Below are 11,647 nucleotides of genomic sequence, written 5' to 3'. Positions count from 1 at the left end.
GTCTCAAATTATCTGGTGCTCAATGGTCTCCCAAGAATGTTAACCGAATGCTACGCCTGCGCTGTGCCTATCTTAATCACGCCTTCTCTATGAGTATTTATGCTTGCTGACAAACTGGGATGCTCCCATGCGCTCCGCCGAAAAAGGGAAATTGTACAGCAGAATTTTCAATGGGAAATTGAGCAACTGAAATTATTTGCGGTTCTACTCACCACTGTTGAACCTTTAGCTTTTAAGATCCAGGAGCTACAACCCCAAGCAACAGTTTATTCACTCACAACCATTGATCAGGACATTGATTATAGACAACTAAACCAAGCTACGACCTATATGCTTGGGGAGAAAGTTCAGGTTCTCAATACAGGTAAAAGTGCTATCAAAAACGTTGTCATGCTTTACCCCTGGGGAGACATGGAAGAGCGGCGTAGTGGGGCTAGCCAGCGGTCAGGTAAGGTAGCAGATTTTCTCGCTAGTCAAGGTTTAGATGTAACTGTTTTTACCATCGGCGATCGCCAGAGTAATTGGCAAGGACAAATTCATTACCGTTATTTCAGGTCAACCTTTGCCCAAGGGGCATTGGTGCAAAAAATTTACCAAGAAGCTTTTGTCAGTTGGCAGAAAATGCTGGATATTGCCATGGCTGACAGCGTTCATTTTTCCCCATTGTCTTATCAGGAACTAACAGAAAATTGGCTACCTTGGATTTACTATGGCAGCCGCTTTGACCATAAATTTCAACAAACGTTGGAGCGAATCATTGATGGAGCCGATGCGGTGCTGCTGGAATATCCTTTTTGGGCGGCGATCGCCGGGCCGATATGTCGTCGTCGGGGGGTTAAATTAATTCTTACAGCCCATGACGTGTTAGCCAAACAGTTACCCACTGATACTTGGTTAGCCCAGGTTGCCCTGGCGGAGGAATTACAAGCATTGCGGGAAGCCGATGCAGTGGTGACCCTTGCCCCCGATGATCAAGCATTTTTCCAAAGTCATAACATTGCCAGCCATTGCATCCCCATTGGTCTAGATACCCAAGCCGCTGTAAATTTACCCGCCCCGGAAAAAGCCCTGGCGGAGTTACAAGCCTTCGACCCCTCCATAGATTGGCGCAAACCCTTCTGTTTATTTGTGGGCAGTCAACATCTCCCCAACCTCAAAGCAGTGGAGCAAATTCAAGCCCTGGTCCAAGCTAGTGACGGCCATTGGCAGGCGATCGCCGTGGGTAGTTGTTGTCCGCCGACCCAGCAACGAAACTTTTTTGCCCTGGGTAAAGTCTCCGATTCCGTCCTCCAAGCCCTTTATCAACGTTCAGCGCTGGTGCTGATTCCCCTCGAAGCGGGCACTGGTATGTCTGTCAAAACCCTGGAGGCAATGGCCTGTGGTAAGGTAATCCTCGGCACGGCGATCGCCTTTCGGGGTTATCCGGTGGAGTCGGGGGTGAATTGTTTAATTAACAATAATTTAGCCACTTATGTTGGGGTAATTGAAGATATTATCCAGCACCCCCACCAATATGAGCAGTTGGGTAATTCTGCCCGCAATTTTGCCCAAAACTATGACTATCGTCAGCTTTATCAAACCTACCTAGATTTGCTTTCATGAAGGTATTAATCACAGATTTTGACCTATTTGCCAAAGTAGGTGGCGGGCAAACTTTTTACCGCAGTTTAATTCGTAAAAACCCCGATATTGATTTTTATTACCTGATTGACAAAGAAGAGCGTGCCACTAAACGACCCGATAACGCCCACGGAGTCCCCTTTCAGGAAAAATATTTCCTCGCCGATTTAAATAACTTTTTTGACGTCAATCCCCCCAAATGGATTTACCGTTCCTTCGTCAGAGCCAGCAACATTGCCGCATCGGTAGCTGGCATGGAATTTGACTTGGTTGATTCCCCTGATTATGAACAGTGGGCTATTTTTCTGCGTCCAGCCCTAGATTACCACCGGGTAAAATTTGCGAAGATTGCCCTTTCTCTCCATGGCAAAATTTCCACCACTTTAAAGTTAGATTGGTTCAATAAAGGTAAGGAAAATATCCCCCTAGAACTAGAAGAATGGAAGCAATATGCCACCGTTGATCTCCGCTACGGCATTAGTAAAAGCTACATTGATGAATGGCAATTCCTAAGCCCATTTTCTGCCCACTATTACCATCCCCTTCATTTCTTTGCATTACCCCAGCCCCTAGAAGCAATTGCCAGTGGCGATCGCCCTGATTTGAACTTTATTGGTCGCACCGAAAGACGGAAAGGTCCAGATATTTTTATTGATATTGCTTGGTGGTTGGACAAAGATCTCTATAACGAAGCTAATATTATTGGCCCCCATAGCTTTAATGATACCGGCACCATTTCCTCGGAAAGTTATCTCCGGAGTATGCTTGGCGATCGCCAGAGTCCCGTTAAATTTTTGCCTCCCAAACCCCAACAGGAATTGATGGGCTTATTCGCCCGTAAAACAGTCACCTTTGTGCCTTCGCGCTACGATACCCTCAATTTAGTAGCCTTGGAATCCTTATTTTCCGGTTGTCCCACCGTCATTGGTGGGGGGGCTGGGGTATGTCGTTTACTGAAAGAAGACTTTCCCGATGTTCCTTTTGTAGAAATTGATTTAGAAAATATTTACAGTTGTTTGCCAGCCATTGAGCATATTTTACGCAACTATGCTGGTTACCGTCGTCAATTAGTGGATTGTGTTAAAAATTCAGCAGCCATAGCTGATAGCCTTGTTTTAGCTGATATTTATCAACAAAATAGTCAGTATGAGCAGGAAATCAGAGATGAACTACAAAATTGGTATGCCCAGTTAATGGGTTATTGGGTAAGTACCCAGGAAAATGTCTCCTTTTTACAACCCCTGAAAGCCCAATTAAAACCAACTCTCAAGCAAATTAAAAATAATTTAAAAAGTACGGCGGGACAATTAAAAGGCAGAGTTTTGCAACCCCTGGGGGATGACCGCAATGCCCAGCTAGTTAAGGCCCCTAATTTACTCAAAAAATACAAAGAAACCTTCAATGCCACAGAGCAAACAGCGAAGGATTTGGCGGAAAAAATCCAAATGGGATGGCGTTTGGGGTCCGGCTATGAATCAGAATTCCAGGGAGTGCGGGGTAAATTAGCTACCAATTACCGCATCGACCGGGTACGGCTCTGGCGAGAACTAGCTCGCATTGAAGAATTACGAGACAATACCCTGGTTTCTGCCACCTACAAACTCCGGGCCATGCGGGCCTTGGGGGCGGATCAGTTTGGCGATTTACCCTTTGTGTTGCGGACCCTGACAGAATATGGCTTTCCCAAGGAAATGGCGGCGGTATCTGCTCTCTACGGCCAACCTGCGGAACGGGAGGAACGTTGCCTTAGCTTGATTGAACAAGCCCGTTTGGACAATTTGACTAATCCGGCGGGGGATGAGTACGAAATTTGGGACGATCGCCGGGGGGATGGGCCATACCGGGTCACCATTATTGTTTCCCTCTACAATGCAGCAGCCAAATTACCCCTATTTTTAAAGACCCTACAGCATCAAACCCTGATTAAGCGTGGAGAAGCGGAAGTGGTGCTAGTGGACAGCGGTTCACCGGGAAATGAGTATGAAGTCTTCAAAGATTTAGCCCCCACCTTGGGTTATCCCCTGCTCTATGCCCGATCGCCGCAACGGGAAACCATCCAAAGTGCCTGGAACCGGGGCATTAAATTGGCTAAATCTCCCTACCTGGCCTTTCTAGGGGTGGATGAAACCATTTTGCCCGATTGTTTAGAAATTCTGGCGGGGGAATTAGACCAAGATCCAGAGCTGGATTGGGCCATTGGCCACAGTTTAGTCACCAATGTGGATATGCAGGGGGGCTGGGTCAGTGACATTATGCCCTACGACCGCACTGGCTATGAACAGGATTTAGTTTATCTAGAAACCTGTTATTTATCCTGGGTGGGGGCGCTATATCGCAAATCAATTCACGAACGTTTTGGTTACTATGACCAAAGCTTCCGGGGGGCGGGGGATACGGAATTTAAAAACCGGGTCATCCCCTTCATCAAGAGTAAAGTAGTGGATAAAATGCTGGGTCTGTTTTGGAATTACCCCGACGAACGCACCACCCAAAGCCCCGCTACAGAAATTGAAGATATGCGGGCTTGGTATTTACATCGCACCCTGGCCGGTGTTAAATATGCTTTCCAACGGCGATCGCCAGAGGAAGTGGAAAATTTACTCTACCATTGCCTGGGCTATCGCAAATCTTACTGTAAGCATACTAGTACGGATTTTGACCATGCCTATAATTTGGCCCTTTATCTAGAAAAAGTTAATTCCCATGCTGAAGCTTTGCAGTACGCTCCGGGCATTAAAGCTTTGCTAGGAACCTATCGCTCCCTGGATTGGTTGCCCAAATTATCTAAATTTTCTCCCCTTAACTCCATGCTGACGGCCCGCAAACTTACTAAACAATGGCAGCAGGAACACCAACAGCATTGGCCAAAAGATAGACTTTTTGCTCCCCATTACTCAATTTTTAACGATAATCGCCACGAACAACATTCTTTCCTTTGGTTTACGGATATCACCGCTTCTAAAAAATAATTATGTTTAACAAAATCAAAGATAAGCTCAAATTCAAACTGGCAAAAGTTCTTGCCCCAGAAATTGATAAAAAGCTGGCAGTGGACGAAAAACTAGCTTCTGTGCAGTTATTTGGCATTGCCCCTTGGTATCAGGAGAACCTTTGGGAACCACCAGTACAAATAGTTTTGCGGGACCTCTGTAAACCGGGGGATATTGTCTTTGATGTGGGGGCAAATTTTGCTGGTTTAACCACAGTAATGTCCAGGATGGTGGGCCCCAGGGGCGTGGTTTGTGCCTTTGAAGCTAGCCCCCGCATTATTGATAAAACCCAACGAAATTTAGTGTTGAGCGGCTGTAATAACGTCCAGCTTTTTCACCATGCAGTTTACTCCACCTCCCATGAAACGGTAAAAATTTACCTGGGTAGCCATCTCAATGACAGCATTTACAGTGAAAACGGGGTGGGTTCCGCCTATGAAGTCAAGACCATTGCCCTAGATGACTTTGTTGAGCACACTAAACTAGTGCCTAATTTGCTCAAAATGGACATTGAAGGGGCAGAATTTGATGCCATTAAAGGCATGGAAAAAACCCTAGTTGCCGCCAAGCCCCATTTAGTCCTAGAAACCCAACGGGATGATACCCGCTGTTTAGATTTTCTGCGCAATTTGGGCTACATTGCCATCGACGTTAATACCTATCGGGAAGTTAAAACCGCTGACGATTATCCGGTGGGGGCGGACATTCGTAATAATCTCTATATCCATGGCGATCGCCTGGGGGAAACTTCCTATCAAGCCCCATTCCAATTTGAGAGCCATAGCCTGTTAGATGCCGATCATTTTAAGCGGACTAAGGATGGTTCTGCTTGCCTAAAAAATAATCTAATTTTACCGAAAGGCCGCTATTTAATCGATTGGGACTTCACTGCTGAAGGAACCCAAAATGATTTAATGTGTGGAGTAAAAGTTAACGATAAAGTAATATTTCGTTACCATGCCTTCAGTCAGCTATTAGCCTCTAGCTATCGGGATTGGGTGATTAATTTGCCCGAAACTAGTGAAATCCAACTTTATTTTGAATTCCAGCATGGCACCCAGGATCCAACCCTAACCATCAACAGTGCCAAAATCACTAAAATCGCCAACTTTGACCATCTTCCTGCCGCCCTTTATTTCTAGTGTTTAACCCCCAATGTTAGTTCCCCTCCTTGGTTTGGCGATCGGGCTTCTTTTATTAATTTTCAGTCTTTTTGTTTATAAAGGAGTTCCCGTTGTCCACCGCTATGCTTTCCTAAGCAAATTTGAAAATAACGTACTTTTTATTTGGGGCAACATTTCCATTTCCCTAGCGGCCATCTTAGGTATTGCTGGCTATTGGAACGTATTTCAAGGGGACGATCTACGGCTAGGGAGAATTGTTTTGTTGATTGTTGGCATAACAGCCACCATTTGGTCGATGCTGGAAACCTTGGGCGTTGACCATCCTCTAAAAAAATTTGCTGTTGGTGAAAAAATAAACCAAATTGGCGTTTTAAATATTATTGGTTACATCCTCAGTGGAGCGGCAGTTTTAACTTTAATTTCCATTTTTGGTATTGCTTTTTTTGACTATAACTATGGCGGTGATGCTTTTATGTATCATATTCCCTTCGCCGCCAGAATTTGGGGCATTATCCCCCCGGAACAATATACTTTTGAATATTTTACAGAAAATCGCTTTCTTGGTTTTCCCCTGCTGGCAAATTGGCTCCAGGGATTATTTTGGGTAGCTTTTAGTCGCATTGAAGCCACAAACCTAGTCGCCTATTTTAGCTTAATAATTCTGATCTTTTACCTGGTTAAGGTTCCAAAAATCCCTTTCTACTTAGCTAGCCTTTCTCTCCTCGCGGTGCCCATGGTCCACATGCATGCCGCCAGGAGCTACATTGATCTGCCCGGCAATGTGGGAGTCAGCATCTGCATTTTAACGCTATATTTGCTTTACATAGATAGGGTAAAACTGGATTTTAAAACTCTCCTAATCCTGTTTTTGTCGGCATTTGTGGCGGCTAATATCAAACTGCAACTAATTCCGGTTGTTTTCCTCTTAATACTTTCTTCACTGCCCCTTTTTGTCACTAACTATTGGCGATCGGATAAAACCCGTCAAGATAATCTACTCAAATTAGCTCAGGTATTTGCCCTGGGAACCTTAGCCAGTTTGATTATTTTCTACAACCCGCTCAAAAATATTATTGTCTACCAAAATCCTGCCTACCCCGTCAAAATTACCATCGCAGGCCAGGTGCTTAATCACACAGAAGAATCTCCCAACTTCATGCACGAAAATATTCGTCGCTTGCCGCCACCAGTGCGTTGGGGAAGGTCTTTGCTGGAAATTAATGCCTTTGACGATCGCCGACCCTGGCGTTGGACCTTGGCCATGGATTTCATTTCCTGGAATGAAGAGCGCTTTGGCATGGGGGGATATTTTGGTGGCTATGTAATTTTCAATGTCGTACTTTTGGCATTTCTTTGTTGGAAAAACTGGCAAAAATCAACCAAAGTGGCCTTGGCATTCATGCTAGTTATGTCGGCGGTAACCATGTGGCTACCCCAGTCCTATGAGCTGCGTTATTACATGTATTGGATGATTGTTTTTGTCAGCCTCAATGCTTACCTAGTCACTCGTTTAGCTGAGCAGGACCCCCGCCCAAAGAATGTTATTAAGCCCCAATACTTTGGCTTAGTTGCTTTTATGTTTATGATCATCTTCATCCATAAAACCAACAAATTCTTCACTTATCCAGCATTTCAGCCCCTGACACAACAGCTAGAGACCGCGGATTGGATGGTAAAAAAGGAAATTTTTAATCAAATTGAAGACGGCGATCAGGTTTGCATTGTGGAAAAAGCACCCTTTAGTTTCTTTTACAATTCCTATTTTCATCCCGGGCGGGATTATTCAGTTCGAGCAGAATTTAATCTCGAGGATGAAAGGATGAAGGATAAATGTGAAGGGTTAAAAATTCTTCGTTAATAGGCCATCGGCGATCGCCTAATATCCTACTAATCTCCGGCACGGCTTCTTTGAAAGTGTGTAAAATCAGCGCTTCAGGGCCCGGGCCATATCCCGGTCATCCTGACGACGCTTTAAAGTCTCCCGCTTATCGTGGAGTTTTTTGCCTTTACCTAAGCCCAGGGCAATTTTCACCCAACTACCCTTGAAATACATTTTCAGCGGCACTAGAGTTAGACCTTTTTGTTCAACTTGACCAATTAATTTGCGGATTTCCCAGTTATGCATTAGCAAGCGCCGGGTACGACGGGGGTCATGGTTGAAAAACTGACTACTTTTATCATAGGGAGAAATATGTACGTTCATCAGCCAAACTTCCCCATCCCGCAGCAGGGCAAAGCCATCCCGTAAATTAACCTTCCCCGCCCGTATTGACTTGACCTCGGTACCCTGTAGTTCGATGCCCGCTTCATAGGTCTCTAAGATTTCGTACAGAAAACGAGCCTGGCGATTATCGCTGACAACTTTTATCCTTTTTTTTTCCTTAGCCATGAACCGTCAATAATGTATCCGTAATATATCTGTTGAATGTTGCTCTTGTGGATTGAAAAGCTTAGCCCATTGACATGGCCAGGAACTCACTGTCACCCATGGCTCCTGGCAATCCGTGCTGTAATTTTCTAAAGGCAATCCGAGCCGGAAAAGGAAGACTCAAGATTTTTCCGCTGTTCCATACGGCTGAGAAAATAGCCCGTCATCATGGCCGAAGCCAACAGATTAGCGAAATCTTCCCGGTCGGTAGTGATTTGCACATCAAAGTCATCCATGGGCAACATACCCACTAAGCCCTGGACATTCTGGTAAATAATCTCTTTGATTTCAGGGCTGGCGGACTGGGCAATCCAGGCCAAGGTTTCAGGGTGTTGTTTTTGCAGATACTGGAGCAGAGTGTTGACCCGTTGTTCTTCCTGTTCAGACGTATGAAAGTCAAAGTTAAATTCCATTATTACTCCCTAACTCCGGACTGACCGTTTAATCACTGGCATTACCCTCCACTATAGCGGCTCAGGCAAAGTTTTGTAAAAAGCTATCAAACTGGCTGGGGTAAACAATTACCCAAAAATCTGGGGCAATAACTCCTACCTAAGTGGACACTTAAGGAACTGAAAATTTTGCACTGCCCAACTCCCCTGATGTGACTAGTTTCAAGCATGGTTACCAAAGAAAGTACTGGCTGTGGCCGAGCATAATTCATTCAATCTATTATTAGATATACTAAAGATTCATGCCACAAATGTTTAAATTTTCCTATGGGTATGGAGTGCGGAGCATTGGCTCGGGCATCCAGGCCAAGGTCTGTAAACGCACAACAAACTTTTCTGATCTCTGACAAGATTTAGAAGGGCGAACGATGGGATTCGAACCCACGCATGGAGGTACCACAAACCTCTGCCTTAACCCCTTGGCTACGCTCGCCGTTTTGCTTTAGGCATTAATGATGATAACACAGGGATTGGATCTTTTCGGCACTATTTTTGCTGTATGTGAATTCGGGGAGCCAATTTTTCTGGTTCCACATCCCGCAACCATTGGGGTAAATGATCTGGGGTAATGGTTTGTAGCTCTGCTAACAGAGCCGCACTAGTTTGCAACAGGTTTTCTGTCTCTATTCCTTGGTGGGCCGGACGAAAAGCCTTTAAGCGACGGATACCTTCTCCCAAAAGAATCACAGCCCCCTGCCAATTGTGATTGGAAAGATGATAGTGGGCTACGGCGATTTGCAAAATGCCTTGGTAAAAGTTTTTTTCTGTTGGGTTAGCTTCTAACCACACTGCTTCGAGGGTATCATGGCAGGCATAAAAATCTTGCTGGTTAAATTGTTCGATGCCTAGGCCTAGGCCGATGTTTGCGTCCATAGTTAATGTATGTGCCGTCATTAGGGCAAAGGGTCAATCTAGGTCGGTCGGGCTGGAGGTGGGGTAATTTTCCGCTAGACTGGGAAGCGTGTTCCGCGAATTTTTCTTTCACCCGGTTTCTGCTTTTTTCGTTTTTGAATGGCGATCGCCATATTGTCCCCCTTACCCTGTTTACCATGACCAAGCGTAGCAATTTGGATTCCAACCACATTATTTATCGTTCCGAAGAACTGCTGGGGGCCGCATCAAACCGTTACAACATTACCGTCAGGGTAGCTAAGCGGGCCAAGGAAAATCGCTCCGAGGATTTCGACAGCATTGATGATCCCAACATGAAGCCTGCTATCCGGGCCATCATTGAAATGTCCGACGAACTTACCCGTCCAGAAATTATTAGCGATAACTAAACCCCCAATTCCATGTTTAAGCCCCTTTTCCCCCTGTCATTGCTATTGGGTTGTCTGAGCTTTTTGCTCACCATGCTACTCCATAGTCCCGGACAGTGGGGAGCGGTGTCCCAGGCCCAGCCAGCCCAGGGGGTGCCCGCCGGGGGCTATACAGTAGTAGTGGAAATAATTGCTCAGCAAGTTTACGCCCGTTTTCCCGATCTGCCCAAGGGCAACGACTACCGCCGTCAGAGTGATGGCAGCCCAGATCCGGAAAATACCTTAATCAGTCGCATGATTCGTTACCATCGGGACATAAAAAAAAGGCCAACCCGCTATCGTTTCGATTGGCGTTTGACCCTGGCGGATTATCTTGATGCCAATGAGCAGATGGAACCAGAGCGTTACCCTGGTTTTTCTACTCTCCAGGAAAGTCCCCTCGATGGCGATAGCCAGTTGATTGCACAGTTAAACCGAGAACAAAGACAAGCATTGGTGGATTTCCTGGCGGAAATTTATCGGCCTCAAACCTCAGTCAATGGGGGAGAGTCTGGTGCGGGAAACCAGGAAGAAGACAGTCAAAGCCCAATACCGGCAGTGACAACGCCTAATCAACCGGGACTATCCCAACCAGGGGATGCCCAGTTGTTAATGCCTTGATTAAGAAGCCTAAGCCCCAAAATAATAAACCCCCGACTTAGGCGTAGGAGCTTTAGACGGGGGCATTGAGAACAGGCAGATATGGAATGAAACCATTGCGGCTTCAGAAAAGCTAAAAATGAAATTAAACAAAAATTAATTACTGAATAAGACTGCAGGTCAATGGGCAAGACGCAAACATCGGTTTATGAATTAGATTAGTCTCCCCATGGAGCCAACTCAGCCAACGTACTTCCTGGGGATGAATCCCTTTCGCAGTTAGGGTTGCCGCTCCGGAGAGCACCAATAAAACTGTTCCTCCCAGCAAGCTGCTAGCCACCAAGAGCACTGCACTCATGGGCAAAACTGACTGCAATACCACCGTCGCTAAAACCCCCACTGTGGCGACAAGAAAGACCAGCGGGAAACCAACCACCAACAAGCACACCAATAGGGTGAAAGTCCAGACGGAAAAACTCTTCATGAGGACGAGCATATAGCTCATTCCTGCTCCTTCCCTTGACGAAAGCTCCATAACTATTAACTCCAACAACAACAATCTGGTGAGGCAGACCCAAACTAGCGGTGCCCAAATCTCAGGCTCCCACCGGGGGGCTGTTGAATCTAGTATAGGCAATGACTCCAAGAAACTGAGATTTCTTTATAATTATTTACATTCAATCGTTGACATTTACTGATTATTTTTATAGATGACTATCTTGGACTCAAGAGCTGGTATTTATCCTAGTTCCATTTATCTAGACTTTAGCTGTAATTCCATGGGCAATTTGTCGTTTAACTCTGATCCCTACATTTGATTTGCCAGTGGTGTCCAAGGGACAAAAAAGTTAGTTATTAGGAGACTCAGCTTATTTTACATTTGTTAACAATTGTCCTTGGAAATCTCATCAATGGGAAAGGAACGAAATGGGCCGACGGTGGCGACAATTAAGTCGATTTGTTAAAGGACTAACGAAAAATAGAAAAAATTCTTTAATCTATTAGGAGTATCCCCACTGAGTCCGACCGGTCATATTCGTTGTTGCTACCCCCATCTGCACCAACGTTTTACCAGGGGCCGCTGTGCAAAAGTGCAAAATCCGGTGAAAAAACGTCATGAACCAACCTCCCCGCC

General features: G+C 45.5%; 10 protein-coding genes and 1 tRNA gene. 6 read left to right on the top strand and 5 right to left on the bottom strand.

Annotated features, from left to right (window positions below; translation table 11 throughout):
• The first annotated feature begins 99 nt into the window (after nt 1–99).
• Genes IQ217_RS17890 through IQ217_RS17875 form a run of 4 tightly spaced genes read left to right on the top strand, consistent with a single transcriptional unit; the run spans nt 100 to nt 7,592 of the window.
• Entirely contained in the window at nt 100–1,602 is a 1,503-nt protein-coding gene (locus IQ217_RS17890) for a glycosyltransferase family 4 protein (RefSeq protein ID WP_228025791.1), read from the top strand.
• Nucleotides 1,599–4,589, top strand: coding sequence for a glycosyltransferase (locus tag IQ217_RS17885; protein WP_194021177.1), 2,991 nt, complete (start codon nt 1,599–1,601; stop codon nt 4,587–4,589). Before IQ217_RS17890 ends, IQ217_RS17885 begins: the two co-directional genes overlap by 4 nt.
• 2 nt (nt 4,590–4,591) lie before the next feature.
• Nucleotides 4,592–5,752, top strand: coding sequence for an FkbM family methyltransferase (locus tag IQ217_RS17880; RefSeq protein ID WP_194021175.1), 1,161 nt, complete (start codon nt 4,592–4,594; stop codon nt 5,750–5,752).
• Between the two features lie 13 nt (nt 5,753–5,765).
• Entirely contained in the window at nt 5,766–7,592 is a 1,827-nt protein-coding gene (locus tag IQ217_RS17875; RefSeq protein WP_194021173.1) for a hypothetical protein, read from the top strand.
• A 66-nt stretch (nt 7,593–7,658) separates the two neighbouring features.
• Here the strand turns inward: IQ217_RS17875 and smpB are convergent, their stop codons facing one another.
• From smpB to IQ217_RS17855, 4 genes are all read right to left on the bottom strand, one after another.
• Nucleotides 7,659–8,123, bottom strand: a complete 465-nt coding sequence (gene smpB / locus IQ217_RS17870) for an SsrA-binding protein SmpB (protein ID WP_194021170.1) — start codon at nt 8,121–8,123, stop codon at nt 7,659–7,661.
• 128 nt (nt 8,124–8,251) lie between these two features.
• Nucleotides 8,252–8,575, bottom strand: coding sequence for a DUF760 domain-containing protein (locus tag IQ217_RS17865; protein WP_190598312.1), 324 nt, complete (start codon nt 8,573–8,575; stop codon nt 8,252–8,254).
• A 399-nt stretch (nt 8,576–8,974) separates the two neighbouring features.
• A tRNA-His gene (locus IQ217_RS17860) sits at nt 8,975–9,047 on the bottom strand.
• A gap of 53 nt (nt 9,048–9,100) precedes the next feature.
• Nucleotides 9,101–9,487 carry a DUF309 domain-containing protein gene (locus IQ217_RS17855; RefSeq protein ID WP_194021166.1) on the bottom strand — a complete coding sequence of 129 codons (387 nt, stop codon included), beginning with the start codon at nt 9,485–9,487 and terminating at the stop codon, nt 9,101–9,103.
• A 176-nt stretch (nt 9,488–9,663) separates the two neighbouring features.
• Between IQ217_RS17855 and IQ217_RS17850 the strand changes: the two genes are divergently transcribed.
• Both IQ217_RS17850 and IQ217_RS17845 read left to right on the top strand, forming a co-directional pair.
• Nucleotides 9,664–9,894: a DNA-directed RNA polymerase subunit omega gene (locus tag IQ217_RS17850; RefSeq protein ID WP_010873067.1), complete on the top strand. Its 231-nt coding sequence runs from the start codon at nt 9,664–9,666 to the stop codon at nt 9,892–9,894.
• 12 nt (nt 9,895–9,906) lie between these two features.
• The gene (locus tag IQ217_RS17845) at nt 9,907–10,533 is read left to right on the top strand and encodes a hypothetical protein (RefSeq protein WP_194021165.1); all 627 of its coding nucleotides are present in this window, start codon (nt 9,907–9,909) and stop codon (nt 10,531–10,533) included.
• Nucleotides 10,534–10,672: 139 nt separating this feature from the next.
• On the opposite strand, the gene IQ217_RS17840 is transcribed toward IQ217_RS17845, so the two are convergent.
• Nucleotides 10,673–11,008 carry a hypothetical protein gene (locus IQ217_RS17840; RefSeq protein ID WP_369931726.1) on the bottom strand — a complete coding sequence of 112 codons (336 nt, stop codon included), beginning with the start codon at nt 11,006–11,008 and terminating at the stop codon, nt 10,673–10,675.
• Between the last annotated feature and the right edge of the window lie 639 nt (nt 11,009–11,647).

This window comes from Synechocystis salina LEGE 00031 (genome assembly GCF_015207985.1).
Taxonomy (GTDB): Bacteria; Cyanobacteriota; Cyanobacteriia; order Cyanobacteriales; family Microcystaceae; genus Synechocystis; species Synechocystis salina.
Note: the sequence above shows the minus strand (reverse complement) of the source record. Positions and strands in the feature narration are given on the sequence as shown.